General features: G+C 49.1%; 29 protein-coding genes. 12 read left to right on the forward strand and 17 right to left on the reverse strand.

The window, feature by feature from the left end; genetic code table 11:
• Positions 1-2: 2 nt before the first annotated feature.
• Both GC128_RS20620 and GC128_RS20625 read right to left on the reverse strand, forming a co-directional pair.
• Positions 3-860, reverse strand: coding sequence for an efflux RND transporter periplasmic adaptor subunit (locus tag GC128_RS20620; protein ID WP_151995861.1), 858 nt, complete (start codon positions 858-860; stop codon positions 3-5).
• Between the two features lie 3 nt (positions 861-863).
• Entirely contained in the window at positions 864-1,100 is a 237-nt protein-coding gene (locus tag GC128_RS20625) for a DUF1656 domain-containing protein (RefSeq protein ID WP_151995862.1), read from the reverse strand.
• Between the two features lie 174 nt (positions 1,101-1,274).
• Here GC128_RS20625 and slyA point away from each other — a divergent pair, with 174 nt between their 5' ends.
• Entirely contained in the window at positions 1,275-1,715 is a 441-nt protein-coding gene (gene slyA / locus GC128_RS20630; RefSeq protein ID WP_193216293.1) for a transcriptional regulator SlyA, read from the forward strand.
• Between the two features lie 104 nt (positions 1,716-1,819).
• Here slyA and slyB read toward each other — a convergent pair whose 3' ends face one another.
• Positions 1,820-2,287, reverse strand: coding sequence for an outer membrane lipoprotein SlyB (gene slyB / locus GC128_RS20635; protein WP_064511755.1), 468 nt, complete (start codon positions 2,285-2,287; stop codon positions 1,820-1,822).
• 282 nt (positions 2,288-2,569) lie between these two features.
• Between slyB and anmK the strand changes: the two genes are divergently transcribed.
• The 5 genes from anmK (at position 2,570) to pdxY (ending at position 7,381) form a co-directional block, all read left to right on the forward strand.
• Complete coding sequence (anmK, locus tag GC128_RS20640) at positions 2,570-3,691, forward strand: anhydro-N-acetylmuramic acid kinase (RefSeq protein ID WP_151995864.1); 1,122 nt, start codon at positions 2,570-2,572, stop codon at positions 3,689-3,691.
• A 150-nt stretch (positions 3,692-3,841) separates the two neighbouring features.
• Positions 3,842-4,165 carry a C-type lysozyme inhibitor gene (gene mliC, locus GC128_RS20645; protein WP_151995865.1) on the forward strand — a complete coding sequence of 108 codons (324 nt, stop codon included), beginning with the start codon at positions 3,842-3,844 and terminating at the stop codon, positions 4,163-4,165.
• Between the two features lie 182 nt (positions 4,166-4,347).
• Positions 4,348-5,004 (forward strand): pyridoxamine 5'-phosphate oxidase, encoded by a 657-nt coding sequence (pdxH, locus tag GC128_RS20650; protein WP_151995866.1) that lies wholly within the window; start codon positions 4,348-4,350, stop codon positions 5,002-5,004.
• A 142-nt stretch (positions 5,005-5,146) separates the two neighbouring features.
• Positions 5,147-6,421: a tyrosine--tRNA ligase gene (gene tyrS, locus GC128_RS20655; RefSeq protein WP_151995867.1), complete on the forward strand. Its 1,275-nt coding sequence runs from the start codon at positions 5,147-5,149 to the stop codon at positions 6,419-6,421.
• 99 nt (positions 6,422-6,520) lie between these two features.
• Entirely contained in the window at positions 6,521-7,381 is an 861-nt protein-coding gene (gene pdxY / locus GC128_RS20660) for a pyridoxal kinase PdxY (protein WP_151995868.1), read from the forward strand.
• Between the two features lie 44 nt (positions 7,382-7,425).
• Here pdxY and gstA read toward each other — a convergent pair whose 3' ends face one another.
• The 11 genes from gstA to ydgT form a co-directional block, all read right to left on the reverse strand.
• Positions 7,426-8,028 carry a glutathione transferase GstA gene (gene gstA / locus GC128_RS20665; RefSeq protein ID WP_151995869.1) on the reverse strand — a complete coding sequence of 201 codons (603 nt, stop codon included), beginning with the start codon at positions 8,026-8,028 and terminating at the stop codon, positions 7,426-7,428.
• Between the two features lie 111 nt (positions 8,029-8,139).
• Entirely contained in the window at positions 8,140-9,648 is a 1,509-nt protein-coding gene (dtpA, locus tag GC128_RS20670) for a dipeptide/tripeptide permease DtpA (RefSeq protein WP_151995870.1), read from the reverse strand.
• A 617-nt stretch (positions 9,649-10,265) separates the two neighbouring features.
• On the reverse strand, positions 10,266-10,901 hold the full coding sequence (gene nth, locus GC128_RS20680; protein ID WP_151995872.1) for an endonuclease III: 636 nt from the start codon (positions 10,899-10,901) through the stop codon (positions 10,266-10,268).
• Positions 10,898-11,587 carry an electron transport complex subunit E gene (locus GC128_RS20685; protein ID WP_151995873.1) on the reverse strand — a complete coding sequence of 230 codons (690 nt, stop codon included), beginning with the start codon at positions 11,585-11,587 and terminating at the stop codon, positions 10,898-10,900. Before GC128_RS20685 ends, nth begins: the two co-directional genes overlap by 4 nt.
• Complete coding sequence (rsxG, locus tag GC128_RS20690; RefSeq protein WP_151995874.1) at positions 11,584-12,210, reverse strand: electron transport complex subunit RsxG; 627 nt, start codon at positions 12,208-12,210, stop codon at positions 11,584-11,586. The genes GC128_RS20685 and rsxG overlap by 4 nt, the downstream gene beginning before the upstream one ends.
• Positions 12,211-12,219: 9 nt before the next feature.
• Positions 12,220-13,269 (reverse strand): electron transport complex subunit RsxD, encoded by a 1,050-nt coding sequence (gene rsxD / locus GC128_RS20695; protein WP_151995875.1) that lies wholly within the window; start codon positions 13,267-13,269, stop codon positions 12,220-12,222.
• Complete coding sequence (gene rsxC, locus GC128_RS20700; RefSeq protein WP_151995876.1) at positions 13,270-15,339, reverse strand: electron transport complex subunit RsxC; 2,070 nt, start codon at positions 15,337-15,339, stop codon at positions 13,270-13,272.
• Positions 15,332-15,910, reverse strand: coding sequence for an electron transport complex subunit RsxB (rsxB, locus tag GC128_RS20705; RefSeq protein WP_151995877.1), 579 nt, complete (start codon positions 15,908-15,910; stop codon positions 15,332-15,334). Before rsxB ends, rsxC begins: the two co-directional genes overlap by 8 nt.
• The gene (rsxA, locus tag GC128_RS20710; protein ID WP_034455395.1) at positions 15,910-16,491 is read right to left on the reverse strand and encodes an electron transport complex subunit RsxA; all 582 of its coding nucleotides are present in this window, start codon (positions 16,489-16,491) and stop codon (positions 15,910-15,912) included. The genes rsxB and rsxA overlap by 1 nt, the downstream gene beginning before the upstream one ends.
• A gap of 90 nt (positions 16,492-16,581) precedes the next feature.
• A complete protein-coding gene (locus GC128_RS20715; RefSeq protein WP_151995878.1) occupies positions 16,582-17,034 on the reverse strand; it encodes a DUF2569 domain-containing protein in 453 nt (150 codons plus the stop codon).
• Between the two features lie 92 nt (positions 17,035-17,126).
• Complete coding sequence (gene ydgT / locus GC128_RS20720) at positions 17,127-17,342, reverse strand: transcription modulator YdgT (RefSeq protein ID WP_134182293.1); 216 nt, start codon at positions 17,340-17,342, stop codon at positions 17,127-17,129.
• Between the two features lie 280 nt (positions 17,343-17,622).
• Here ydgT and GC128_RS20725 point away from each other — a divergent pair, with 280 nt between their 5' ends.
• The gene (locus GC128_RS20725; RefSeq protein WP_151995879.1) at positions 17,623-18,663 is read left to right on the forward strand and encodes an oxidoreductase; all 1,041 of its coding nucleotides are present in this window, start codon (positions 17,623-17,625) and stop codon (positions 18,661-18,663) included.
• Positions 18,664-18,710: 47 nt separating this feature from the next.
• Here the strand turns inward: GC128_RS20725 and speG are convergent, their stop codons facing one another.
• Entirely contained in the window at positions 18,711-19,268 is a 558-nt protein-coding gene (gene speG / locus GC128_RS20730) for a spermidine N1-acetyltransferase (RefSeq protein ID WP_151995880.1), read from the reverse strand.
• Positions 19,269-19,331: 63 nt separating this feature from the next.
• Complete coding sequence (locus GC128_RS20735) at positions 19,332-19,682, reverse strand: DUF1283 family protein (RefSeq protein WP_134182297.1); 351 nt, start codon at positions 19,680-19,682, stop codon at positions 19,332-19,334.
• A 110-nt stretch (positions 19,683-19,792) separates the two neighbouring features.
• Between GC128_RS20735 and GC128_RS20740 the strand changes: the two genes are divergently transcribed.
• From GC128_RS20740 to GC128_RS20760, 5 genes are all read left to right on the forward strand, one after another.
• Positions 19,793-20,119, forward strand: a complete 327-nt coding sequence (locus tag GC128_RS20740) for a YnfA family protein (protein WP_151995881.1) — start codon at positions 19,793-19,795, stop codon at positions 20,117-20,119.
• Positions 20,120-20,300: 181 nt separating this feature from the next.
• Positions 20,301-21,515, forward strand: coding sequence for a D-mannonate dehydratase ManD (gene manD, locus GC128_RS20745; protein ID WP_151995882.1), 1,215 nt, complete (start codon positions 20,301-20,303; stop codon positions 21,513-21,515).
• Between the two features lie 14 nt (positions 21,516-21,529).
• Positions 21,530-22,543 (forward strand): Zn-dependent oxidoreductase, encoded by a 1,014-nt coding sequence (locus GC128_RS20750; protein ID WP_151995883.1) that lies wholly within the window; start codon positions 21,530-21,532, stop codon positions 22,541-22,543.
• Between the two features lie 63 nt (positions 22,544-22,606).
• Positions 22,607-24,007, forward strand: coding sequence for an MFS transporter (locus tag GC128_RS20755; RefSeq protein WP_151995884.1), 1,401 nt, complete (start codon positions 22,607-22,609; stop codon positions 24,005-24,007).
• Between the two features lie 139 nt (positions 24,008-24,146).
• A complete protein-coding gene (locus GC128_RS20760) occupies positions 24,147-25,598 on the forward strand; it encodes a mannitol dehydrogenase family protein (protein WP_151995885.1) in 1,452 nt (483 codons plus the stop codon).
• A 38-nt stretch (positions 25,599-25,636) separates the two neighbouring features.
• Here GC128_RS20760 and GC128_RS20765 read toward each other — a convergent pair whose 3' ends face one another.
• Positions 25,637-26,323 carry a GntR family transcriptional regulator gene (locus GC128_RS20765; RefSeq protein ID WP_151995886.1) on the reverse strand — a complete coding sequence of 229 codons (687 nt, stop codon included), beginning with the start codon at positions 26,321-26,323 and terminating at the stop codon, positions 25,637-25,639.
• Positions 26,324-26,349: the final 26 nt, after the last annotated feature.

Below are 26,349 nucleotides of genomic sequence, written 5' to 3' on the forward strand. Positions count from 1 at the left end.
ATTCAGTGTTTAATTGAAACGGTGCAGGTGGTACCGGAAACCAGCGTAATACCTTGTGGGATTTGGTTTAGCTGAATGCGCACCGGCACGCGCTGAGCAAGGCGCACCCACGGCACATTGGGTTTGATATCTGCCACCAGATCGCTGTCGCTTTCAACGCTTTGGTCATAAATAGCGCGACCAATGCTTTGCACTTTCCCTGATAACGGCACATGCCCGCTATAGAGAACAATTTCCGCTAGATCGCCGGGTTGAATATGGCGCAGTTTGGTTTCTTCAAAATACCCCACGACATAGAAAGAATGGCTGTCGACTAGCGCAAATACGGGCTGTCCAGATGTAGCATAATTACCGGTACGCGTTGAAAGATTGGTTACCCAGCCATCAACAGGTGCGGTAACTGTTGTTTGAGAAATCTGCCATTTCGCCTGTTCAACGGTAGCTTCAGCGGCTTTTACGGCAGCTTGGGCGGCTTTGACATTAATATTTGCCGTGTCCATATCCTCGGCGGAAATGTAGTTGCGCGGCAGGTTTTTGCGGCGATTCGCTTCATTGCTGGCTTTTGACAGTTCGGACTGAGACTGAGCGAGTTGCGCCTCGGCATTAAGCTGCGCGATGTGATAAGGCGTTGCATCAATGGTAAATAGAACCGTTCCCGCTTTGACGAACTGATTATCTTCAATATTCAGCTGAGTTATCGTTCCGGACACTTGCGGTGTGATGCTGACTTGCTCCGCCCGGACTTTCCCGTCTCGCGTCCAGGGGGATTGCATGTAATAATTCCATAACAGCCAGCCAACAATTACGGCTGCTGCGAAAATCACTAGTGTGGAAAAGTACTTTATTGTTTTCATATTCATGCTTTACCACACCACCAGAATTACAAGGGCTGCACTAACTGACAGCGAGAATAATGACAAATCCATCAACGTTGGATGCCAGATCTCGCCGGAATACATCCATTCACGCAGCAGATGATGCAAAATTAGCCAGATAAAAAAGCCAACGATAACCGCTTTAAAAAGAGGAGGGAAATAGATAGAAGCGCCAAACACCAGGTCCTGAAGAGGTAGCCCTGATGTTAAAAAATCGAAGCTCACGTCAGATAATCCTTTAAAATAGCGGGAAGACTGCCGTTTCCCCAGACTTAGATGTAAACTAAAAGTATAGCTGGTTGCATAACATCAGCAAAAATAAGGATTTTGTTTTTTCAAGTAAAGCCTGCACAATAGTTTAAAATCAGTATAATAAGTTAGCAAGCTAATTATAAGGAGATGAAATTGGAATCGCCATTAGGATCAGATCTGGCACGGTTGGTGCGCATTTGGCGTGCTCTGATTGACCATCGCCTGAAACCTCTGGAATTGACACAGACACATTGGGTTACGCTGCATAATATTCATCAGTTGCCGCCCGAGCAGTCGCAGATTCAGTTGGCCAAAGCGATCGGCATAGAGCAACCATCACTGGTCAGAACGCTTGATCAACTCGAAGAGAAAGGGCTGATTTCTCGTCAAACCTGCGCGAATGACCGTAGGGCAAAACGCATCAGGCTCACTGAGCGTGCTGAGCCTATCATCAATGAGATGGAGACGGTTATCAAGAAAACGCGCGAGGAAATTTTGTTAGGTATCAACGCTGAAGAACAGACGCTGTTGCTTAATTTGATAAATCGGCTGGAAAAAAATATCGTTGATTTGCAGACGAAAGAATAAGCTGTTTATTGCAAGCCTCATCATTCGGTGAGGTTTTCTGTTTTGATTATTTGGCTAGCAAAGAAGCGAAGAGGGGTGACCTGTAAACAAGTCACCCTTCATAATTAATTTGGCGAAACGGTAACCTGGCTGCCGTTGCTGGCAAGTCTTACACGTTGGCCCACAGTAAATTTGGTATCACCTTGTTTCTGAACGACCAGAATGGTGTTGCCATCGTCCTTACGGATTTCCAGTTCCACACCCTGAGTTTTGTTCATCGCACCCTGAACACTCTGACCCGCTACACCACCTGCCACTGCGCCCGCAGCGGTAGCCAGCGAACGACCTGTGCCACCACCAACAGTGTTACCCAGGAAACCACCCAGCACAGCGCCACCAATTGCGCCCATCACATTTGAATCATTACCGGCCTGAATCTGAACCGGGCGTGCAGATACCAAAGTACCATAAGTGACGCTTTGTACTTGTTTAGCATCAGAAGCGCTATATACGTCGCCTGAAAGTGAGCTGGTGTTAGCGCAACCAGCCAGAGTTAACCCAACTAACGAGACTACCAGTATACGTGAAATCATTTGTGACTCTCCTGAACACTTGAAACGCTCAACTGAGCATCCTTCATGGCTAAATTATATGGTATTTAGGTGCTGAATTTAAAATAAGTTCAGACTATTAATAGCATTCATATTAGAAAAGCCTCACTTAACCGAGTATCAACCATTCATAAATAAATGTAATAGCGCCATGAATACCTATTTATAGAGTATTTTTGTTAAAAATTATTAAGTAACCATCGCATAGAATGCTAGTTTATGGTTGAGTTTATCCCCAATTTGGCAAGTCGAAAGGAGTAACAGATGAAATCAGGGCGTTATATCGGTGTGATGTCAGGCACCAGCCTGGACGGGATTGATGTCGTTCTGGCCGCGATTGATGAACATCTTGTTGCACAACAGGCAAGTTACAGCCATCCCATTCCTTTAGAGATAAAAAATGCCATTCTGGCGATTTGCCAGGGGCAGCCATTAACCCTTTCTCAGCTCGGCCAACTTGATAATCGCCTTGGTAAATTATTTGCTGAAGCTGTTCAGACATTGATGAACAACCAGGGCCTTACCTATACAGATATCACCGCAATTGGCTGCCACGGGCAAACCGTCTGGCACGAGCCACAAGGTGAAGCGGCGCATACCATGCAAATAGGGGATAACAATCAAATCGTTGCGCGAACAGGCGTAACAGTGGTTGGTGATTTCCGCCGTCGGGATATGGCTTTGGGTGGGCAGGGCGCTCCTCTGGTGCCTGCATTCCATCATGCTTTGCTGGCGCATCCCTCGGAGCATCGCATGGTGCTAAATATTGGCGGGATCGCTAATCTCTCTCTGCTTATCCCTGAACAGCCAGTTCGAGGGTTTGATACCGGCCCAGGAAACATGCTTATTGATGCGTGGATCTGGCGCCAGCGCGGCAAAGCGTATGATAAAGACGCTCAATGGGCGAGTAGCGGCAAAGTCATTCTCCCATTATTGCAGCAGATGCTTAGCGACCCATACTTTGCCATGCCTGCGCCAAAGAGCACTGGCCGTGAGTATTTCAATTATGGATGGCTTGAGCGCCAGTTAGCTGCATTCCCAGGGCTTGCTGGTGAAGATATCCAGGCAACGCTCACGGAGCTGACTGCCGTCACTATTTCAGAGCAAGTATTGCTGAGCGGCGGTTGTGAGCGGCTGATGGTATGTGGTGGCGGAAGCCGTAATCCATTGTTGATGGCTCGTTTGAGCGGGTTGCTGCCGGGTATCGAAGTCACGACGACTGATGAGGCCGGAATTAGCGGTGACGATATGGAGGCGCTGGCATTCGCCTGGCTTGCTTATCGTACTATGTCAGGTCTGCCTGGAAACTTGCCTTCGGTTACCGGGGCGTCTGCAGCAAGCGTGATTGGTGCAATTTTCCCTGCTAACCCGCTGTACTTATCCTAATTAGAAGGTCGCCAATAAAAAGGTAACTTGAATTATGATGAGCATAATCAGAGTTAACTGAAATTCACTACCGCACTAAATCTCTAAACTGAAGGTAATGGGGGACGGTACTATCCCCCGCTATAAAAAAAAGAACTTCAGGACATGCAGATGAAAAAACTACTTATTGCCGCCATTCCCTTCATGCTTTCAGGATGTAGCTACTACAACACCTTTGTTGAGAAGATGCAGACGGATACTCTGCAATATCAGTGTGATGAAAAACCGCTTACCGTTAAATTAAATAACCAAAAGCAGATGGTGAACTTTGTTTATGACAACGAATATTTGTCGCTGACACAAGGTTTGTCCGCATCAGGTACGCGCTATACCGATGGTGTGTACGTATTCTGGTCGAAAGGTGATACCGCAACGGTGTACCGCAAAGACACTGTCGTGCTGGATAATTGCCAGCTTCAAAATCCGAAACATTGATACTCTTCATACTTCAAGTTGCAGGGGCGTTGGCTGCGCTTACTCACCCCAGTCACTTACTCAAGTAAGCTCCTGGGACCTCGTTCGTTTGCCGCCTGCCTGCAACCTGAATTATTTTGAGTAGAGATTTTTGAGGGTGGAGCGCACAATAGCTCCACCTGACAATTGCCTGACGTAAAGCCATGTCTGATAACGACTCTTTGCAACAAATTGCGCATTTGCGCCGTGAATACACCAAAGGTGGTTTGCGCCGCAATGATCTTACCGAACAACCTCTGCCTTTGTTTGAGCGATGGTTAGCTCAGGCATGTGATGCAAAACTTGCCGACCCTACCGCGATGGTCGTGGCAACCGTTGATGAAAGCGGCCAGCCGTATCAGCGCATTGTGTTGCTCAAACATTTCGATGACCGGGGTTTGGTGTTTTACACCAACCTCGGCTCCCGCAAAGCACATCATCTGGAAACTAATCCGCGCATCAGCCTGCATTTCCCGTGGCATATGCTGGACCGCCAGGTGATGGTACAAGGCACAGCGGAGCGTTTATCGACTCTTGAAGTGATGAAATATTTCCACAGTCGCCCGCGCGATAGCCAGATTGGCGCCTGGGTTTCAAAACAATCCAGCCGTATTTCCGCGCGCGGTATTCTGGAAAGTAAATTCCTCGAGCTGAAACAAAAATTCCAGCAGGGCGAAGTTCCACTACCGAGTTTCTGGGGCGGATATCGTGTAACAATTGACCAAATGGAATTCTGGCAGGGTGGTGAACATCGCCTGCACGATCGTTTTTTATACCAACGCGAAGGCGAAGCCTGGAAAATAGACCGTCTGGCTCCGTAGCATCGGGAATTTGTTGTCTTAAGCGCTGGTACTCCACGTGCCAGCTCTCTATTATATGTCCCCTAAGAAATTAACTCCTTTCGCCACCAGGCGAAAAACCGTGTACCGGTAAAGGTGCAGTCGTATATAGATGGAGAATTTGATGGCAGGCATCAATTTGATAAAACAATTGCAAGAGCGGGGCTTAGTCGCCCAGGTAACGGATGAAGAAGCGTTAGCACAGCGACTGGCGCAAGGGCCAATTGCGCTGTATTGCGGCTTCGATCCTACCGCTGACAGCTTGCATTTGGGCCATCTGGTTCCACTGCTGTGCCTGAAACGCTTCCAGGAAGCTGGTCACAAACCGGTTGCGCTGGTGGGTGGTGCGACAGGTCTGATTGGCGACCCAAGTTTTAAAGCGGTTGAGCGTAAACTCAACACTGAAGATACCGTGCAAGAGTGGGTGGAAAAAATTCGCCGCCAGGTTGCACCGTTCCTCGATTTCGATTGTGGCGAAAACTCAGCTGTTGCTGCGAATAACTACGACTGGTTTGGCGGCATGAGCGTGCTGACCTTCCTGCGTGATATCGGTAAACACTTCTCTGTTAACCAGATGATTAACAAAGAAGCCGTGAAGCAGCGTCTGAACCGTGACGATGTGGGTATCTCTTTTACCGAGTTTTCCTACAACCTTCTTCAAGGTTATGACTTTGCATGCCTGAACAAACTGCATGACGTAGTGCTGCAAATTGGCGGTTCCGATCAGTGGGGTAACATCACCTCCGGTATCGACTTAACTCGCCGTCTGCATCAGCAACAAGCGTTTGGTTTGACTGTGCCGTTGATTACTAAATCAGATGGCACCAAATTCGGTAAAACCGAAGGCGGCGCAGTATGGCTTGATCCGAAGAAAACCAGCCCGTACAAGTTCTACCAGTTCTGGATCAACACCGCTGACTCTGATGTATATCGCTTCCTGAAATTCTTCACATTCATGAGCCTCGAAGAGATCGACGCGCTGGAAGAAGAAGATAAAAATAGCGGCACAGCACCACGTGCACAGTACGTACTGGCAGAGCAGGTGACTCGCCTGGTTCACGGCGAAGAAGGTCTTGAAGCGGCTAAACGTATTACCGCCAGCCTGTTTAACGGCAACCTGAGCGATTTGACTGAAGCCGACCTTGAGCAACTGGCTCAGGATGGTGTACCGATGGTTGAAATGGAACGTGGTGCAGATTTGCAGCAAGCTCTGGTTGATTCCGAACTGCAACCATCTCGTGGCCAGGCGCGTAAAACCATCGCGCAAAATGCTATCACCATCAACGGTGAGAAGCAGTCTGACCCTGAATATACTTTTGCTGATAGCGATATTCTGTTCAATCGCTACACCTTGCTGCGCCGGGGTAAGAAAAATTACTGCCTCGTTTGCTGGAAGTAATTAAGAAAGACCAGAAGGGCGTGGGAAACCACGCCCTTTATTTTTGTCCGATTTGTTTACACACAACCAGAACCAATATCGTTCCATCCGAGTAGAAAAATGAAAAACATCCTTGCCATCCAGTCCCATGTGGTTTTCGGTCACGCAGGCAATAGTGCCGCCGAATTCCCGATGCGCCGTCTGGGCGCCAATGTATGGTCACTGAACACTGTCCAGTTCTCCAACCATACCCAATACGGAAAATGGACGGGCAGCGTGATGCCTGCCAGCCACCTAAGCGACATTGTGCAAGGAATTGCGGACATCGGGCAGCTTAAACGTTGCGATGCGGTGTTGAGTGGTTACCTTGGCTCTGCTGAGCAGGGCGAACATATTCTTTCTATTGTTCGTAAAACGAAAGAGGCCAATCCGCAGGCGAAGTATTTCTGCGATCCGGTAATGGGCCATCCTGAAAAAGGCTGCATCGTCGCCCCAGGTGTTGCCGAGTTCCATACGCGCTACGCATTACCAGCCAGTGATATTATTGCTCCAAACCTGATCGAGCTTGAGATCCTGAGCGGTCATGCGGTTAACTCCGTTGACGAAGCGGTTTCGACTGCGAGAGAACTCATCGCGAAAGGCCCGGAAATCGTGCTGGTGAAACACCTTGCTCGTGCGGCATATCAGCAGGATCGCTTTGAGATGTTGTTAGTGACTGCAGACGAAGCCTGGCATATTCACCGTCCGCTGGTGGATTTTGGCGATCGTCAGCCCGTCGGCGTTGGCGATGTGACCAGTGGTCTGCTGTTGGTGAAATTGTTGCAAGGTGCAACGCTTCGTGAGGCTCTGGAGCATGTTACTGCTGCGGTTTACGACATTATGGTCGTGACGAAGAAAATGGAAGAGTACGAACTGCAACTGGTTGCGGCCCAAGAAGGCATTGCGAAACCAGAGCATTATTTCACAGCTGTGAAGCTTTAAAACACAAACGCCCTCAACAGAGGGCGTTTTCAATTATGGACTCGTTAAATCCCTTCAGCCGTTAGAGCCGCCGCAACAGCCGGGCGCGCTTTCATACGTTCCATAAACGCGTCGATATTGCTAAGCCCCTCCAGATTGAGTTTAACCGCCCCCGCCCAACGCAACACGGTAAACAGATACGCATCCGCCACGCTAAAACGCAGACCCATCAGCCACTGCTTGTCATTCAGCTCTTCGTTGACGTACTTGAATTTCTTCTCAAGCGCTGCACGAGTAATGGTTTTAAACTCGTCAGGCGTTGCCGGATTGAACAGCGGGGAGAAACCTTTATGCAGTTCGGTAGCGATGTAGTTCAACCATTCCAGCGTGTGGTAGCGCGTCATGCTACCTGAAGGGGCAAGTAACTGGCGGTCAGGCACTTTATCTGCCAGGTATTGCACAATTGCTACGCCTTCTGTCAGCAGTGAACCATCGTCTAGCAGCAGTGCCGGGACTTGACCCTTGGCATTAATTTCAAGGTAATCATCACCAGCTTCGGTTTTCTTTGCCGCTAAATCGACTTTCACCAGGGAGAAATCAACACCGGTTTCGCGCAGGATAATATGTGGGGAGAGGGAACAGGCACCAGCTTTATAATACAGTTTCATTACTGAACTCCTATGGGGCGCTAAGATACCCTATGTTAGTGCGCATATGGGCAAAAAAAAAGCCGTTAGCGATAAAAGCTAACGGCTGAAAATAACATGTTCCCCGCTACATTACGCGGTAGCTGTTTCCTTAGAGGTCTCAGCTTTTTCGTCAACCTGCTGTGCCATACGGTTCAACTTAGGCGCAGTGAGCATCATCAGAACCGCGATAACAGCGGTAGCAATACCAATCTGCATGAACACGTGACCATATACAGCCAGTGATTGCAGTGGATCGGTTACGTTTTCTGGAACAGCCATCAGGTTCGCAACTTTACCTGCAATGATTGCAGCACCAGCAGTAGTCAGGAACCAGCTACCCATGATGAAGCCCATCAGGCGCTGTGGAACCAGTTGTGCAACCATTGCCAGACCCAGACCGGAAATCATCAGCTCACCAATACTCTGCAGTGCATAGCTCAGAATCAACCAGCTTACAGACACGATACCGGCATCAGATGCGAATTTCGCACCCAGTGGCAGCACCAGGAAGGCCAGAGAGCACAGGATCATACCGAACGCAAATTTGTGCGGCATCGGCATGCGGTCGCCCATTTTGTTGTAGATAGCAGCCAGAATCGGGCTACCAATCATAATCCAGAATGGGTTCAGTGCCTGGAACTGCTCAGGTTCGAACATCACACCCAGAATGGAGTGTTCAACGTTACGAATCGCAAAGAAGTTCAGAGAGGTTGGCATTTGGCTATACAGCACGAAGAACACAATCGCTTCAACCATCAGAATGAATGCAACAATCATCTTACGACGAGCAGCACCCTGCATTGCGAAAGCTTCTTTAGCAAAGATAATCACGATGCCCAGAGCGACTACGCCCAGAACCATACGTGCGATGCCCTGGTTGTGCAGCAGCCAGGTTGCCGCAGTAATCAGTACCAGAACACCCACAATAGTGGCGCCCAGCTTGCCAAAATTCACCGGCTGGAAGTCAGGTTTAGAACCGTGGTTTTTGACCCACTTCTTACAGAACATGAAGTTCACGAGAGTGATCAGCATACCCACGAAGCTCAGGGAGAACGCAACGCTCCAGCCATACTTCGCTGCAAGCCATGGAGTGGCAAGCATAGAGAAGAATGAACCGATGTTGATGGACATGTAGTACATAGTGAATGCACCGTCCAAACGCGGGTCATCTTTATCGTAGCAAGTAGAAAGCAGGGAGGATGGGTTAGCCTTAAACAGACCGTTACCCACAGCGATAGTCGCCATACCCATATACACCACAGCCACATCGTGACCGGAGTAAGCGACCAGCGCGTAACCGATAGCCAGTACGATAGTACCGAGCACAATGACGCGCTTGGTGCCGAGGACTTTATCGCCTAACCAACCACCGATAGCGACCATTCCGTAGACCAGTGCGCTAAAGGAAGAGAACAGGGTGATGGAGTCAGCTTCGGACATACCCAGCATTTTGACCAAGTAAACGGCCATAATACCTTGCAGACCGTAGTAGCCAAAACGCTCCCACAATTCGATAGAGAAAATCAGATAGAACGATTTAGGTTGTTTGAAAGCATTCAGACTAATGCTTTCTGCTGGTTTCTTGTTTGCAGTCGACACATATACCTCTTTTTTTACATCCCAATTTAACAGGAGTTTTCTAAGCGTCATGCCAGCGGCATTCGCTTTTTTAGTTATAAGAAAGGGGGAAACGGCGGGTAATGTTCACTATCCTGCGGCTTCAGGCAAGGGCTTTGTAATACTCTGTTACATATATCTCTCGCGGAATAAAGCTCCAAAAAGCAAATTGTTATTCAGCGTTAAATTTTATCAAAATGGGCTTTACCGATTTATTCTCTTTGGTAATGCTAAAAAAAATTCATTTTAGTTATATATTCTGCTTTATGGCTTAATGTGTAGTGATATGGGCGGGGTGTAAAGATTTGTGCAGCCTATTGTACTGCTTAAGTTAGCTAATCACTGATGAATGCGAGGTTATTTGTTTCATTTTGATGACCTAAATTTAACACTGTGTTATCAGTGTGATCTGTGTCACATAGTTATGGAAAATTCTTATCGTAAAAAAACGATTAACCTGTTGGGGTGATTATTCACCACATGATTAAACCGAAACGGTAATGATTCGTAGAATAAAACAATAGATTAGATGAGTCAGACAGCGATGTGGGAATGAACATGAACCTAACCTGCCACTTACGCAGCAGGTGGGAGGGGGATTAGATATCGACTTTCTCTTTGAATTCACACAGATCTTCAATGATGCACGAGCCACAGCGCGGCTTGCGAGCTATACAGGTATAACGGCCGTGCAAAATGAGCCAGTGATGGCAATCGACTTTAAATTCTGCCGGAACAACTTTCAGTAGTTTTTCCTCGACCTGCTCAACGTTCTTGCCCGGAGCAAAGTTGGTGCGGTTACATACACGGAAGATATGAGTATCTACGGCGATAGTGGGCCATCCAAAGGCAGTGTTAAGCACCACGTTCGCTGTTTTGCGACCAACCCCCGGCAAGGCTTCGAGTGCAGCCCTGTCTTCGGGTACTTCACCGTTATGCAGCTCAATCAACATCCGGCATGTCTTGATGACGTTCTCAGCCTTGCTGTTAAAGAGACCGATGGTTCTGATGTATGACTTAATACCATCAACACCCAGATCCAACATAGCCTGCGGAGTATTAGCTACAGGGTAGAGCTTCGCTGTTGCCTTATTGACGCTGACATCCGTCGCCTGAGCTGAAAGCAACACAGCTATCAGCAATTCGAATGGAGAATTGAATTGTAACTCAGTGGTAGGGTGAGGGTTGTTGTCACGCAGGCGCGTGAGGATCTCTAACCGTTTGCTCTTATTCATAACGCTTTCTCTGGATTACCTTCCATTGCAGCAGCTTGCGCTGCGCGGCGCGTTTTCATTTTTTCATCAATAAGATACTTAACTGCCAGCATTAAACCCAGGCCGATAAATGCGCCAGGTGGCAACATTGCCAGCAGGAAAGGGGTATCAGTGTGGAAAACCTCAATGCGCAGGACTTTTGCCCAACTACCCAGCAGCGCATCGGCACCGTCGAACAAGGTCCCATTGCCAATGATTTCACGCAACGAGCCTAAAACAAACATTGCGCTGGTGGCACCCATGCCAATAGCTAAACCATCCAAAGCGGCGAGCGGCACACTACTTTTTGCAGCAAACGCCTCGGCTCGACCAATAACGATGCAGTTGGTAACAATCAATGGAATGAAAATCCCCAACGATTGATACAGACCGTAAGCGTAGGCATTGATCAGCATCTGAACGGTACTGACTACCGAGGCGATGATCATGACATAAATTGGAATACGAATTTCTGTCGGGACCCAACGACGTAGGGCGGATACGGCACTGTTGGTCAATACCAACACCAGCGTAGTCGCAAGTCCCAGCCCAAGGGCGTTGGTGGCAGTAGAGGTGACCGCCAACAGTGGGCAAAGGCCTAATAACTGCACCAGAGTCGAGTTATTTTTCCATAATCCCTGAACGACAATATCTTTTACTTCGCTCATGGTTGAGCTCCACAGGCTGGAGGATTATCAACTTGCGATGGCAGTGTTTTGGCGAATAATCCCGCTCGTTTTACCGCATTGACAACTGCACGAGGGGTAATGGTCGCGCCGGTAAACTGATCAAACTGACCGCCATCCTTTTTTACCGCCCAGCTTGAATCATCATTGCCTTGAATTGTCTTACCGGCAAAATGCGTGATCCAGTCACTCAGACGTGTTTCGATTTTATCGCCAAGGCCGGGTGTTTCATGATGTTCAGTGACTCGAGAACCCAACACTTTGCCGTTAAAATCCGCCGCGACCAGCAATTGAATGGCGCCAGAATAGCCATCAGGGGCGGTGGCTTCCATGACAACCGCAACCGGTTGTTCACTTTTACGCGCCACAAAAATATGGCGTTCGCCTTTACCTAACGGTGAATCATTGACGACGACACAACTGGCCTGAATATTGTTGTCATAGATATCGGTCGAAATCACCTGATCAAACAATAGCTTCTGCTGTGCAACAGCTTGCTGTTCGATAGTGTCTTTCGTTAAGGCATTGACGACCGCAGTTAGTCCGGTTGCCAATATCGCAAACAGAGCCAAAGTAACGCCATGTTTTTGCATCGTTTTTAGCATCACGGCTCCTTAGCGATGCCCGTAAGCACGTGGGCGGGTGTAATAATCGATCAACGGAACAGTGATGTTTGCCAGCAAAACGGCGAAAGCAATACCATCCGGATAACCACCAAATGTACGAATCAGCCAGACCAGTAATCCGGCCAATGCACCGAAAATCAGGCGCCCACGATTGGTGGTCGATGCCGTTACCGGGTCGGTGAGAATGAAAAATGCGCCGAGCATAGTGGCACCCGAGAACAGGTGAATCAGCGGAGATGCACATTTTTCCGGAGCAAACATCCAGCCGAGCGTGGAACACACGGCAAGTGTGAGCAGGAAACTAACCGGAATATGCCAACGAATGGCACCTTTGAGGAGCATAAACAGGCCGCCCGCCAGGAAAGCGAGGTTAACCCATTGCCAGCCGATACCAGCCAGGACACCGTTATAAATTGGCTCTTGTAACAGATCGTTGGCGGAATGCCCGGCGCGTAAGCCTGTTTTAAAGGTATCCAGTGGTGTTGCCTGACTTATCCCATCAATACCCATGCGCAATTGCGTCATAGTGTCACCAGCCAGAGTGGAGCCGGAGAAAATAACGTGCAGCGAATCAGCAAAGCCGGGAACCGTAGCGGCCAGTGTGTGTGGCGGTAACCAGGATGTCATTTGTACCGGGAAGGCAATCAGCAGTACGACATACCCGACCATTGCCGGGTTAAATGGGTTGTGACCAAGTCCGCCATACAATTGTTTTGCGATAATAACCGCAAAAACGGTTCCAAGTACCACCATCCACCACGGAGCAAAAGGTGGAATGCTCATCCCTAATAGCAGGCCGGTTAATGCGGCAGAATTGTCACCGAGGATTCTCAGTGGTTGTTTGCGAAGTTTAAGTACCAACAGTTCTGCAGCAACTGCGGTCAGAATGCCTAATGCTATTTGCACCAGGCTACCCCAGCCGAACCAATACCAAAGCATTGCCATTCCAGGCAACGTGGCCCAGGTCACCAGCAGCATAATCTGTGAGGTGCTGCGCTGGTTATGGGTATAAGGGGAGCTTGCTATCTTGAAAACCATCTATTCCTCTGATGCCATTTGAAGCGCAGCTTTACGTGCCTGAACACGGGCAATCGCGGCGGCCACTGCGGCTTTGCGCGGATCTTGTTCTTCGGCAGGTGTTTCTACAGATTGTTGTTCAGCCTGGGCCGCTTTACGGGCTTTGGCTCGGGCAATAGCTGCTTCAACCGCCGCTTTGCGTGGGTCGATGGTTTCGACTTCAGCCGCTTCAGCATCTGCAGTCGATACTTGAGCTTGCACTGCTTTACGGGCTTTGGCACGGGCAATAGCGGCTTCAACGGCTGCTTTGCGAGGGTCGATGGTTTCGACTTCAGCCGCTTCAGCATCTGCAGCCGATACTTGAGCTTGCACTGCTTTGCGGGCTTTGGCGCGGGCAATAGCTGCTTCAACGGCTGCTTTGCGAGGGTCCGGGCTGGTAGTCTCAGTCGCGCTGCCTTGCGCTTCTTTTTCAGCCTGACGTGCCCGAGCTTGAGCTTTGCGCGCTTCACGCGTCGCAATCACTTGCTGGTTATCAGGCTGGCTACCCGGCTTAATAACAATTGGCTCACTACCCTGAGCTTTTTTATTTTTCACTCGGGCAAGGGCCGCCTGAATGGCATCATTATCTTTCGCTGTCGGTTGAACAGCAGCCTGCTTATGGCGTTCAAGACGAGCAGCCTTTTCGCGCTCAAGACGAGCCTGACGAGCTTCAAAGCGAACTTTTGCTTCAGCTGTACGTTTGGCTTCCAGCTCAATTTCGCGGATCTCCGCTTTTTCCTGGCGGAAATACTGCACTAGCGGAATATTGCTGGGGCAGACGTAGGCACAAGCGCCGCATTCAATGCAGTCTTTAAGATTATGGGCCTGGGCTTTATCGTGCTGCTGCCCCCGGCTGAACCAGTAAAGCTGCTGGGGTAATAAATCAGCAGGGCAGGAATCAGCACACGCGCTACAACGGATACAGCTCTGTTCTTCTTGTTGCTCGCCCATTTCACTGGCGGAAGGGGCTAGCAAGCAGTTAGTAATTTTGACGACCGGAACATCGAGCCACGGTAGGCTGAAGCCCATTAACGGCCCGCCCATAATCACCTGTTGGTCGTGTCCTGGGCGGAACCCGGCAAAATCCAACAAATGGCGAACTGGCGTACCTAAACGTGCCCAGACATTACCAGGCTGTTGAACTGCGCCGCCAGTTAACGTCACCACGCGCTCGGTTAATGGCTCGCCGTCTATAATGGCGCGCTTTACGGCAAACGCAGTACCGACGTTTTGCATCAGTACACCGATATCGGAAGAACGACCACCTTGTGGAACCTGCTTACCCGTCAGAATTTGCGTCAGCTGCTTGGCACCACCGGACGGGTATTTGGTTGGGATCACCCGCAGTTCAATACCCTGTGTATTGCAAAGCACGGCACGCAGCATAGAAATCGCTTGCGGTTTATTATCTTCAATACCGATTAACACGCGCTGGGGTTGCAGAATATGCGCAAGAATTCGCACACCATCAATGATTTGCGCAGCGCAATCCTGCATCAGGCGGTCATCAGCAGTGATGTACGGTTCGCACTCGGCAGCATTGATAATCAGCGTGTCGATTTTATCGCCACCGCCTTGTAATTTGTTGCCGGTTGGGAAACCTGCGCCACCTAAGCCTGCAACACCAAACTGGTGAATGCGGGTAATCAACTCATCGCGACTGCGGGAGGTGTAGTCCTGCCAGCCATCACGCTCAATCCACTTATCTTCACCATCGGCTTCAATAATTACGCTCAACTCAGCCAGCGCAGAAGGATGGGCAGTGGAGTGGGGGGTAATAGCAGTTACGGTTCCGGATGTCGGTACGTGAACAGGTAACATACGGCCACGCCCACGAGTCAAAGGTTGCCCTCTTAACACATAATCGCCAGGTTTTACGCACAGTTCGCCTTCAGCACCAATATGCTGCTTCAAAGGAATAACCAGTTTTTGCGGTAAAGGAACCTGGCGCAGTGGCGTGCCGTTGGACTGAGTTTTCATTTCTGGTGGGTGAATGCCACCATCGAAATCCCAGATTTTATCTTTTTTAAAACGGGTAAATAACTTAAGCATGTTGCTCCACCGGAATGATACGAACCGGGATTGTTTGCAGATCCCACTTCCAGCTTTCTGTGGTGGTTTCGACCGGTCGCAGCTCAATACAGCGCGTAGGACATGGGTCGACACATAAATTGCATCCGGTGCAAAGGTCACTAATAACGGTATGCATTGCGCGGGTCGCGCCAACAATGGCATCTACCGGGCAGGCCTGAATACATTTTGTGCAGCCAATGCAGTTGGGTTCGTCGATAACCGCCAACATGCGCACAGGCTCCTGGGCTATTGTATCGCCTTCAATCGGCTGCGGCTCGACGTTAAGCAACGTGGCGATCTTTAGCATCACGGCTTCACCGCCCGGGGCGCACAGATTGATCTTCGAACCTTGATTGCCGACAGCTTCCGCATAAGGACGGCAACCCGGGTAGCCGCATTGCCCGCACTGGCTTTGTGGCAGCAATTCATCGATTTTATCAACGATTGGGTCTTCCTGGACCTGAAAGCGGCGCGAGGCATAACCCAGGATAAGCCCGAATATCAGACCTAACAGGCCTAGAGCAACCACTGCAATCCAAATCGTACTCATCAGAACTTCACCAACCCGCTAAAGCCCATAAACGCCAAAGACATTAAGCCTGCGGTGATAAGCGCGATGGCATTACCGCGAAAAGGTGCAGGAACATCGGCTACCGCAAGGCGTTCGCGAATCGCAGCAAACAGCACCATTACCAGTGAGAAACCTACCGCTGCTGAAAAACCGTAGAGTGCCGATTGCAGGAAGTTATGACCGAGATTGATATTTAGCAACGCAACACCAAGTACCGCGCAGTTAGTGGTGATTAGCGGCAAAAAGATACCCAACAGGCGATAGAGCGCCGGGCTGGTTTTACGCACCACCATTTCGGTAAATTGCACGACGACTGCAATCACCAGAATAAACGCCAGGGTGCGCAGATAGACCAAATCAAGAGGAATAAGGATCAACTCGTTGACCAGCCATGCGCAAATTGACGCCAGAGTCAGTACAAAAGTGGTCGCCAGCCCCATGCCAATAGCCGTCTCCAGTTTTTTGGAAACGCCCATAAACGGACACAGGCCAAGAAACTTCACTAATACGAAGTTATTGACCAGAACCGTACCAACAAAGAGCAGCAGATAATCTGTCATGAATGAGACCTGAAACAAAAAAAAGCCGCCTATTATCGTCTAACCGCAAGATGACGACAACTGGGCGTTTATAGGGTTATTACAGCGTAGTTAAGGCTTAATAAATGTTTGCTTCACACGTTTCGAGCGCTTGAGGTAAGGAACCAGCAAGGCTGCAGCCAACAGAGGGAACATCAGCTGACGTAATGCCAGATCGTCACTCACTGGGGAAAACGCGAAGGTTTTAATCGCCAACAACACAGACAGCAATAACCAAAGAATATAATGACGTACCACATTCTTACGGCGTTTGAAGAAGGCAATAGTCAACCACACGGTATAACCCCACATGGCAATCGCACAGGCGATAGAGGTGTACCAGAGCACGACCATTTTGGGGCCTTGTGCGCTCATAAGTCGATGGCTTTCTGGGGAGATAAGCATCATAAGATAAATGGCCAGAGCAATACTGCTGCTGAGTAAGGTCATTAATAGCCATGCGAGAGGGGCCAGGAGCCAGCCTGCAATACGTGGTGCCTGCGTAGGGACTTGGGTAGTCGCCATGTTTCCTCCCGAAAATAATAAGACTTTCCTTATGCGATTCATAAGGCGGGGGGATTATAAGGTTTTTTCAACACTTTGCTACCGTCGCGGCACTAGACAACATATCGCCAGACGGATTTTGGGACACAACCTAAATCAAACAGCCGCCCACCAGAAACTAATTCAGCACGACGATGATCGGCCGCGCGATACATATTCATCAGGTCAGTATCATCAGTAAGAGTGTAATTAAGATGGTCGAAGAGTTTTTCAAGGCTTTCAGGCGAGCTGATTTTACGAAACTTCATTAAATAATCGAGAGCAGTCATGAGGTGTAGTTATCCATGCAGTAAATGACCAGGGCACGCTGTGCGTAGGGTGTGCGTGAATAATAAACGGAAATGCTTATTCATATATATAACCTAATGCTCATGTTTGATTTTTTAGGAGTTTTCATGAGCAGGTAAGTGGCATAACGGATGCCCAAGAGCGCTTGCTACAAGACGGTTGTCTGATGAATGCGCAACCAGAACGCAACAATATAATTACCTGTTGTTACAATCCCCAGGATAGTATCCAATAGGTTGTCCAAAAATTTGAGGAAAGAAAATGAGTGATAACATTCGTGTCGGATTAATCGGTTACGGTTACGCCAGCAAGACGTTTCATGCCCCCTTAATTGTGGGCACACCGGGTATGGTTCTGGCCGGTGTCTCGAGCAGCGATGCCACGAAAGTTCATGCTGACTGGCCAAATATACCGGTAGTCTCTGATCCTCATCATCTGTTCAATGACCCAAATATCGATTTAATTGTTATTCCTACCCCAAACGATACGCACTTCCCGCTGGCTAAAGCAGCGCTGGAAGCGGGTAAACATGTCGTTGTCGATAAACCCTTTACCGTGACGTTGTCACAAGCTCGTGAGCTTGATGCGCTGGCTAAAAGCTGCGGCTTATTGCTCTCAGTGTTCCATAACCGCCGTTGGGACAGCGATTTCTTAACGCTGAAAACGTTACTGGCTGATGGGACGCTAGGTGAGGTCGCGTACTTTGAGTCGCATTTTGACCGCTACCGCCCACAGGTGCGCAACCGCTGGCGTGAACAGGCGGGTGTTGGGAGCGGGATTTGGTACGATTTAGGGCCACATCTTATCGACCAGGCGCTGAATCTTTTCGGGCTACCGGTTAGTCTGACGGTGGATTTAGGTCAGTTGCGTCCAGGCGCGCAAGCGACAGACTACTTCCATGCTGTGCTGGCCTATCCACAGCGTCGTGTTGTACTGCATGGCACGTTGCTGGCTGCGGCAGAAACTGCTCGCTATATCGTGCATGGTACGCGCGGCAGCTATATCAAATATGGTTTGGATCCGCAGGAAGATCGCCTCAAATCTGGCGAACGTTTGCCGCAAGAGGATTGGGGCTACGATATGCGTGATGGCGTATTAACGTTAGCGCAGGGTGAGGTGATGACCGAGCAAACCTTGCTAACGGTTCCGGGTAATTATCCGGCTTACTATGCGGGGATTCGTGATGCACTGACCGGTCATGGAGAGAACCCGGTTCCTGCGGCACAGGCGATTCAAGTCATGGAAATGATCGAGCTGGGTATGGAATCTGCGAAACACCGTGCTACGTTGAATCTGGCGTAACAGGGATTTGTAGGGTGGATTAGCGTAAGCGACATCCACCACATTGATTACTGCGCAGTCGGTTTTAAAATAGTGCCACTACTTTTGTGTTCCGCCAGATATTGATGCTGGAAAATACACATACGAATTGTGTTGCGGTATTCGCCATTGATAAAGAATTCATGGATTAATTCACCTTCCACCATAAAGCCCAGCTTCTTATATATATGCACGGCTTTTTCATTTTCTTTATCGACAATCAAATAGAGCTTGTACAGGTTTAACACCATAAACCCATAATCCATTGCAAGTTTTGCGGCGCGCGATGCCAGGCCTTTGCCCTGATAGTCAGGAGAAATAATTATCTGGAATTCAGCGCGGCGGTGAATGTGGTTAATTTCAACCAGTTCGACCAGGCCTGCTTTTTCGCCGTTACACTCGATAACAAAACGACGCTCACTTTGATCGTGAATATGTTTGTCATAAAGGTCCGACAGCTCGACAAACGCTTCATAAGGCTCTTCAAACCAATAGCGCATCACGCTTGCGTTGTTGTCCAGTTGATGGACGAAGCGGAGATCTTCGCGCTCAAGTGGGCGAAGCTTGATTTGTAGATCGTGGCTCATTTGAATTCCTTTCAAAGTGAATAAGGCTCCTGTTAAGAAGCCTTATTGGGTAACAGTACAAAATTACGGTGCGACAGTTCGACCAGTTCGGCGGTCCAGGCAACGTAGGGTGTTAGGTTCCCAGTAAGCGTTAACGTTAGCACTTTTCTGGCAATTATCGCGGGCATCAAAAGCCGTGTCGGTTTTGTCCCACTCTTTTTCGGCGCGTTTGTTCACTTTTTGGCGCAGAGAGCGTGTGTCATTCCATTGCTCTTTGTCCATCGCCGCATCCTGGCGAGTCTGCGCATTGTCACCAGATTCAATGATCAGCTTATTGGTCTGAGCATGGAGTGGTTGAACAAACGCAAATGCACTCAGCAGCAACGCCAACGGCAGTGTTGCCATGGTGAGACGTTTGCGAAGGATTGTGTTCATTGCTGTTTCCTTTTAGGGTGAAGCCCGACTTATTAAAGTAAATAAATTATGGAGTGGGGTACGTACCAGACGACCCATTATTGACCTCATTATCCCAGAGATTGTTCAATATGATCAAAACAACCGTGCTTTTTTTTGCCACTGCTCTTGCTGAAATCATCGGCTGCTTTTTACCGTGGCTGTGGTTAAAGCGCGAAGGTTCCCCGCTATTGCTGATCCCCGCCGCCTTCTCCCTTGCGTTATTTGTCTGGTTATTAACCCTACATCCAGCTGCCAGTGGGCGCGTTTATGCCGCATACGGCGGGGTGTACGTTGTGACCGCTTTGCTGTGGTTACGTTGGGTGGATGGCGTCAAGTTAAGTACTTATGACTGGGTTGGTGCCGCAGTCGCATTCTGCGGCATGTTGATCATTGTTGCTGGTTGGCGCCGGGGCTGATTAGTCTTCTCTTTTTTATCTAAAAATCACTCAATTCCCCCCGCATCTCTGATGTAACTCCTTGCAAGAGTCACAAAATAATTGTGACTCAGTCCGCCAAAATTCGATCGGCATACTTGTATGGTAGTATTTCAAGGGTTAATTTCACACTCATTGAATACCGTGTAGTAAGGGAACCTGAATGAAAATTGTAAAAGCAGAAGTATTTGTCACTTGCCCAGGGCGAAACTTTGTCACGCTAAAAATCACCACGGACAATGGGTTAACAGGCTTGGGTGATGCCACCTTAAACGGCCGTGAACTACCGGTTGCATCGTATCTAAAAGATCACGTATGCCCACAGCTAATTGGCCGTGATGCGCACCGTATCGAAGATATCTGGCAGTTCTTCTATAAAGGCGCTTACTGGCGCCGTGGGCCAGTAACTATGTCCGCGATTTCAGCAGTCGACGTGGCGCTGTGGGATATCAAAGCTAAAGCCGCTGGCATGCCGTTATATCAATTGCTCGGTGGGGCATCGCGTGAAGGCGTCATGGTCTATTGCCACACCACTGGTCATTCTATCGATGACGTGCTGGAAGATTACGCGCGCCATAAAGAAATGGGCTTCAAAGCAATACGCGTGCAGTGTGGCGTTCCGGGCATGAAAACCACCTACGGCATGGCAAAAGGCAAAGGGCTGTCTTACGAACCGGCAACCAAAGGCGACTGGCCAGAAGAACAGTTATGGTCAACGGAAAAATATCTCGACTTCACGCCGAAGCTGTTCGATGCCGTACGCAGCAAATTTGGTTTCAACGAACACTTACTCCACGACATGCATCACCGCCTGACGCCAATTGAAGCCGCACGCTTTGGTAAAAGCATTGAAGAACATCGTCTGTTCTGGATGGAAGACCCAACTCCAGCCGAAAACCAGGAGTGTTTCCGTCTGATTCGGCAGCACACCGTCACGCCAATTGCTGTCGGTGAAGTATTTAACAGCATCTGGGACTGCAAGCAGCTTATTGAAGAGCAGCTTATTGATTACATCCGCACCACAATTACCCATGCCGGCGGCATTACGGGTATGCGCCGCATTGCTGATTTTGCTTCGCTCTACCAGGTGCGCACCGGTGCACATGGGCCATCTGACCTTTCACCTGTCTGCATGGCCGCTGCACTGCACTTTGATTTATGGGTGCCTAACTTTGGCGTGCAAGAATATATGGGTTACTCCGAGCAAATGCTGGAGGTATTCCCGCATAACTGGACGTTCGATAACGGTTATATGCACCCAGGCGATAAGCCAGGTATTGGCATTGAGTTCGATGAAAAACTGGCAGCGAAATATCCCTACGAACCCGCTTATTTGCCGGTCGCTCGCCTTGAAGATGGCACATTGTGGAATTGGTAACAGGAGAGACAAACATGAAAAGCGTAACCATACAGCAACCAGAAAAACTGGTGATTGAAGAACGTGCCATTCCACAACCGTTACCAGGAGAAGTAAGAATACGTGTTACATGCGCCGGGATTTGTGGCTCTGATGTTCACATTTATCGCGGCCATAATCCTTTTGCCAGATATCCCCGTGTGATTGGGCATGAGTTTTTCGGCCACATTGATGCGGTCGGAGAAGGCATTGAAAAAACACGCATCGGTGAACGTGTAGTCGGTGATCCTGTCGTCAGTTGCGGTCATTGTTATCCATGTGCGGTAGGGCGGCCCAATGTCTGCGCTGAACTTCAGGTCATTGGTGTGCATCGTGATGGCGGATTTAGTGAATACATCACGCTGCCAGCTCAAAACGCGCACGTCGTGCCTGATTCCATTCCCGATAATGAAGCGACCATGGTTGAACCCTTTACCATTGCGGCAAATATTTGCTCGCAGATGAAACCTTGCACGTTGGATACGGTGCTTATCTACGGCGCAGGCCCGATGGGACTGACCTCTATACAGGCTTTACGCGGCGTATACGGCGTGAAAGAAATAGTTGTTGCTGACCGCATTGACGAACGCCTCTCCATGGCGAAAGCAAACGGTGCCGATTGGGTGATTAACAACGCGAAAAGTGATTTAAAAAACGAATTGGACGCGCTCGGTATTCGCCCGACATTGATCATTGATGCGGCCTGTCATCCGTCAATTTTACCGGAAGCGATAACCCTCGCATCACCCGCTGCCCGTATCGGAATTATGGGGTTTTCATCCGAACCTTGTGTCATTAGCCAGCAGGCCATAACTAGCAAAGAGCTGACTATTTATAGTTCGCGCCTTAACAGCAACCGCTTCCCAATGGTCATTAACTGGATGACTGAAAAGAAGATCCAGCCGGAGAAACTCATCACTCATCAGCTCGCCTACACGCAGGTGCTTGAAGCCATGGAACTCTTCGAGAAAGACCAGAGGAAGTGCTGCAAGGTCTTATTGAAGTTCTAAGTCCTAAAATCTGTACCCGCATATTTGCTGTACCTACAACGACAAATAGCAGAGAACATAATAATGAATACAATAACTAAACTTGATAATACACAACCTGAAAGAAGCACCAGTGATTTGATTAAAGCCGCCGTCTCTGGTTGGTTAGGAACAGCGCTGGAATTTATGGATTTCCAGTTATATTCCCTCGGGGCAGCACTGGTCTTCCATGAAATCTTTTTCCCTGAACAATCCGCTGCCATGGCGCTGATTCTGGCGATGGGAACTTACGGCGCAGGTTATATCGCGCGCATCGCCGGTGCCTTTTTCTTTGGCCGTATGGGTGACACCATTGGCCGTAAGAGAGTGTTGTTTATTACCATCACCATGATGGGAATTTGCACAACATTAATTGGCGTATTACCGACGTACGCTCAAATAGGTATTTTCGCCCCGTTATTACTGGTTCTACTGCGTATTATTCAGGGCCTGGGCGCAGGTGCTGAAATATCCGGTGCCGGAACCATGCTCGCTGAATATGCGCCAAAAGGTAAACGCGGCATTATTTCGTCACTGGTAGCCATGGGGACCAACTGCGGCACATTATCGGCAACCGCCATTTGGGCTATCATGTTCTTCTTCCTGTCGAAAGAAGAGTTATTGGCCTGGGGCTGGCGTGTGCCATTCCTCGCAAGTGTAGTGGTGATGATTTTTGCTATTTGGTTGCGAATGAATCTGAAAGAAAGCCCGGTATTTGAAAAAGTAAACGAAGAAACGGGAACTGCGTCTGCGGCTAAACAAGCAACTGATAATACCCATTCTCTGGGAGCAATGTTCACCAGCAAATCCTTCTGGTTGGCTACAGGCTTGCGCTTTGGTCAGGCGGGTAACTCTGGGTTAATTCAAACCTTCCTCGCCGGTTACCTCGTGCAAACACTGCTGTTTGAGAAAAGCGTGCCAACTGATGCCCTGATGATAAGCTCCGTGATTGGCTTCTTTACCATTCCATTCCTCGGCTGGCTGTCCGACAAAATAGGCCGCCGTGTTCCTTATATTATCGTCAGTATTTCGTCGATTATTCTCGCCTATCCGATGTTGTCGATGATTATGGACAAGAGTAATAGCGTGAATGTGATTATGGCCTCGATCATTATTATTCATAACGTGGCGGTTCTGGGGCTGTTTGCTCTGGAAAACATTACCATGGCGGAAATGTTCGGTTCGCGTAATCGCTTTACGCGGATGGCCATATCTAAAGAGGCGGGGGGGCTGGTGGCTGTCGGCTTTGGCCCGGTGCTGGCGGGGATCTTCGTCAATATGACTGATTCCTGGTGGCCAATTGTAGTAATGATGATTTCTTATTCTGTAATTGGATTGATTTCGGCAGTACTCATGCCGGAGGTGAAAGACCGTGATTTGAGCTTGTTGGAAGATGCTGCCGAACCCGCACCTGTTAATCACGTGGTAAAGGGATTGCATGTTTAAACACCAAAGCGTGAGTTGTTATACACCTTTATTGTTATGTCATACCAAAAGCACTAAAGTTTAATGCAAATCAATATGCAGACTACCATGTCAGGTAGTCTGTGGCAGTCCCCAAGTTAACTACTCAGCGAGTTTTAAAATGGAAAACAAGCTCTTATCTGCAAAAGCTATTCTCCCACAATACGACCGTAGCAAACTGGTATCCCGTATCGTTCATCTTGGATTCGGTGCATTCCATCGCGCTCATCAGGCGGTTTACGCCGATATCCTGGCAAATGAACATGGTAGCGATTGGGGTTACTGCGAAGTCAACCTGATTGGTGGCGAACAGCAAATTGCTGATTTGAAACAGCAAGACAACCTTTATAGCGTGGCTGAAATGTCAGCCGACGCATGGCATTGCCGCGTTGTAGGTGTGGTGAAAGATGCCATTCACGCTCAGGTTGATGGCCTGGAAGCGGTATTTACCGCAATGACTCAACCTGAAGTTGCGATTGTCTCATTAACCGTGACTGAAAAAGGCTACTGCCATACTCCGGCAACCGGCACTATCTTGCTGGATCATCCATTAATTGCACACGACCTGGCCAATCCGCAGCAGCCGAAATCTGCGCCGGGTGTAATTGTTGAAGCGCTGGCTCGTCGTAAAGCGGCAGGTCTGCCTGCGTTTAGCGTGATGTCCTGCGATAACATGCCAGAAAACGGCCACGTAACCCGTAACGTTATCACCGCATACGCTCAGGCAATTAACCCAGAGCTGGCGGAGTGGATTGAAACTCACGTAACATTCCCATCCACCATGGTTGACCGTATCGTTCCGGCTGCGACTGCAGAAACACTGGAGCAAGTAGCAAAAGCGACGGGTGTAGCTGACCCTGTGGCTATCGCATGCGAACCATTCCGCCAGTGGGTCATCGAAGATAACTTCGTCGCTGGTCGTCCTGAGTGGGAAAAAGCCGGTGCGGAACTGGTTAAAGATGTTCTGCCATACGAAGAAATGAAACTGCGCATGTTGAACGGCAGCCACTCATTCCTGGCATACCTCGGCTACCTGGCGGGTTATCAGCACATTTCTGAATGCATGCTGGATGAGAACTATCGTCGTACTGCGCACGCATTAATGCTGCAAGAACAAGCGCCAACGCTGAAAGTGCAGGGTGTTGATCTGGCGAAATATGCCGATTCATTGATAGCTCGTTATACCAACCCGGCACTGCGCCACCGTACCTGGCAAATCGCCATGGATGGTAGCCAGAAACTGCCACAGCGCTGGTTAGACTCCATTCGTTGGCATCTGGCAAACGGCAGCAAATTTGATCTGTTGGCACTGGGTGTTGCAGGTTGGATGCGTTACGTTGGCGGTGTAGACGAGCAGGGCAATACAATCGAAGTCAGTGACCCGCTGCTGTCTGCAATCCAGCAAGCGGTTAGCGCAAGCCAGGAAGGGGAAACCCGTGTTAAAGCTCTGCTGGGGCTAAAAACAATCTTTGGTGAAGATTTACCTGCTAACGAAAAATTCGTAGCCCAGGTTACTGAGTCTTATCTGGCACTGCGTGAAAACGGCGCGAAAGCGACGGTTGCTAAGTTCTAAATATAAAGTTCTAAACTCGCCCGGAAACGGGCGAGATATTACTCTTCGCTAAACCAGTCGCGCTTTTCGTTGCGAATCAACAGTATTGACTGGCTAATCTCATGCAGATGGCGATGCATCGCCTGATCCACACTCTCTTCATCTTTGCGTTTAAGCGCCTCAAAAATATCGTGATGCTGTGAAAGCAACATTTCTGGTGGTGTGACGTGATCAAGGCTCATATAACGCACACGGTCCATGGTCGCTTTGATATTTTCGACGGTGTCCCACGCCAGGCTGCAATCGGCCACCAGAGCTAACTGCTGGTGGAACTCATCGTCTAACTGGAAAAAATCATCCATCTGATTGCGATCAATCGCGGTTCGTTGCTGGTTTAATAACTGCTCAAGCATATACAGATGTTCATCTGTTGCCATACTCGCTGCACGTTTCACCACGGCACGTTCAATTGCTTCACGGACGAAACAACCATTCTTTACCTGGTTTACAGAAATCTTATTTACGTAAGTGCCACGTTGCGGGCGAATTTGTACCAGCCCGGTTTCAGCCAGTTTAATAAATGCTTCTCGCACCGGTTGGCGTGATACTTCAAAACGTATCGACACTTCTTTTTCAGAAAGGGGCGTTCCAGGCGGTATTAAGCAACGAACAATATCACGACGCAAAATGCGGTAGATTTGTTGGTTTACAGGTTGTGTGGGGTTGAGCAAGTTTGACGGTGACATGAATTTTTTCTTATCGTTGATGAGCC

It is taken from the genome of Buttiauxella massiliensis, assembly GCF_902500225.1.
In the GTDB taxonomy this organism is placed as follows: domain Bacteria; phylum Pseudomonadota; class Gammaproteobacteria; order Enterobacterales; family Enterobacteriaceae; genus Buttiauxella; species Buttiauxella massiliensis.

Coding starts and splice junctions, on each gene's coding strand:
- GC128_RS20620 (WP_151995861.1), bottom strand. CDS start 860: ATGAATATGAAAACAATAAAGTACTTTTCCACACTAGTGATTTTCGCA.
- slyA (WP_193216293.1), top strand. CDS start 1,275: ATGAAATTGGAATCGCCATTAGGATCAGATCTGGCACGGTTGGTGCGC.
- slyB (WP_064511755.1), bottom strand. CDS start 2,287: ATGATTTCACGTATACTGGTAGTCTCGTTAGTTGGGTTAACTCTGGCT.
- anmK (WP_151995864.1), top strand. CDS start 2,570: ATGAAATCAGGGCGTTATATCGGTGTGATGTCAGGCACCAGCCTGGAC.
- mliC (WP_151995865.1), top strand. CDS start 3,842: ATGAAAAAACTACTTATTGCCGCCATTCCCTTCATGCTTTCAGGATGT.
- pdxH (WP_151995866.1), top strand. CDS start 4,348: ATGTCTGATAACGACTCTTTGCAACAAATTGCGCATTTGCGCCGTGAA.
- tyrS (WP_151995867.1), top strand. CDS start 5,147: ATGGCAGGCATCAATTTGATAAAACAATTGCAAGAGCGGGGCTTAGTC.
- pdxY (WP_151995868.1), top strand. CDS start 6,521: ATGAAAAACATCCTTGCCATCCAGTCCCATGTGGTTTTCGGTCACGCA.
- gstA (WP_151995869.1), bottom strand. CDS start 8,028: ATGAAACTGTATTATAAAGCTGGTGCCTGTTCCCTCTCCCCACATATT.
- nth (WP_151995872.1), bottom strand. CDS start 10,901: ATGAATAAGAGCAAACGGTTAGAGATCCTCACGCGCCTGCGTGACAAC.
- GC128_RS20685 (WP_151995873.1), bottom strand. CDS start 11,587: ATGAGCGAAGTAAAAGATATTGTCGTTCAGGGATTATGGAAAAATAAC.
- rsxG (WP_151995874.1), bottom strand. CDS start 12,210: ATGCTAAAAACGATGCAAAAACATGGCGTTACTTTGGCTCTGTTTGCG.
- rsxD (WP_151995875.1), bottom strand. CDS start 13,269: ATGGTTTTCAAGATAGCAAGCTCCCCTTATACCCATAACCAGCGCAGC.
- rsxC (WP_151995876.1), bottom strand. CDS start 15,339: ATGCTTAAGTTATTTACCCGTTTTAAAAAAGATAAAATCTGGGATTTC.
- rsxB (WP_151995877.1), bottom strand. CDS start 15,910: ATGAGTACGATTTGGATTGCAGTGGTTGCTCTAGGCCTGTTAGGTCTG.
- rsxA (WP_034455395.1), bottom strand. CDS start 16,491: ATGACAGATTATCTGCTGCTCTTTGTTGGTACGGTTCTGGTCAATAAC.
- GC128_RS20715 (WP_151995878.1), bottom strand. CDS start 17,034: ATGGCGACTACCCAAGTCCCTACGCAGGCACCACGTATTGCAGGCTGG.
- ydgT (WP_134182293.1), bottom strand. CDS start 17,342: ATGACTGCTCTCGATTATTTAATGAAGTTTCGTAAAATCAGCTCGCCT.
- GC128_RS20725 (WP_151995879.1), top strand. CDS start 17,623: ATGAGTGATAACATTCGTGTCGGATTAATCGGTTACGGTTACGCCAGC.
- speG (WP_151995880.1), bottom strand. CDS start 19,268: ATGAGCCACGATCTACAAATCAAGCTTCGCCCACTTGAGCGCGAAGAT.
- GC128_RS20735 (WP_134182297.1), bottom strand. CDS start 19,682: ATGAACACAATCCTTCGCAAACGTCTCACCATGGCAACACTGCCGTTG.
- GC128_RS20740 (WP_151995881.1), top strand. CDS start 19,793: ATGATCAAAACAACCGTGCTTTTTTTTGCCACTGCTCTTGCTGAAATC.
- manD (WP_151995882.1), top strand. CDS start 20,301: ATGAAAATTGTAAAAGCAGAAGTATTTGTCACTTGCCCAGGGCGAAAC.
- GC128_RS20750 (WP_151995883.1), top strand. CDS start 21,530: ATGAAAAGCGTAACCATACAGCAACCAGAAAAACTGGTGATTGAAGAA.
- GC128_RS20755 (WP_151995884.1), top strand. CDS start 22,607: ATGAATACAATAACTAAACTTGATAATACACAACCTGAAAGAAGCACC.
- GC128_RS20760 (WP_151995885.1), top strand. CDS start 24,147: ATGGAAAACAAGCTCTTATCTGCAAAAGCTATTCTCCCACAATACGAC.
- GC128_RS20765 (WP_151995886.1), bottom strand. CDS start 26,323: ATGTCACCGTCAAACTTGCTCAACCCCACACAACCTGTAAACCAACAA.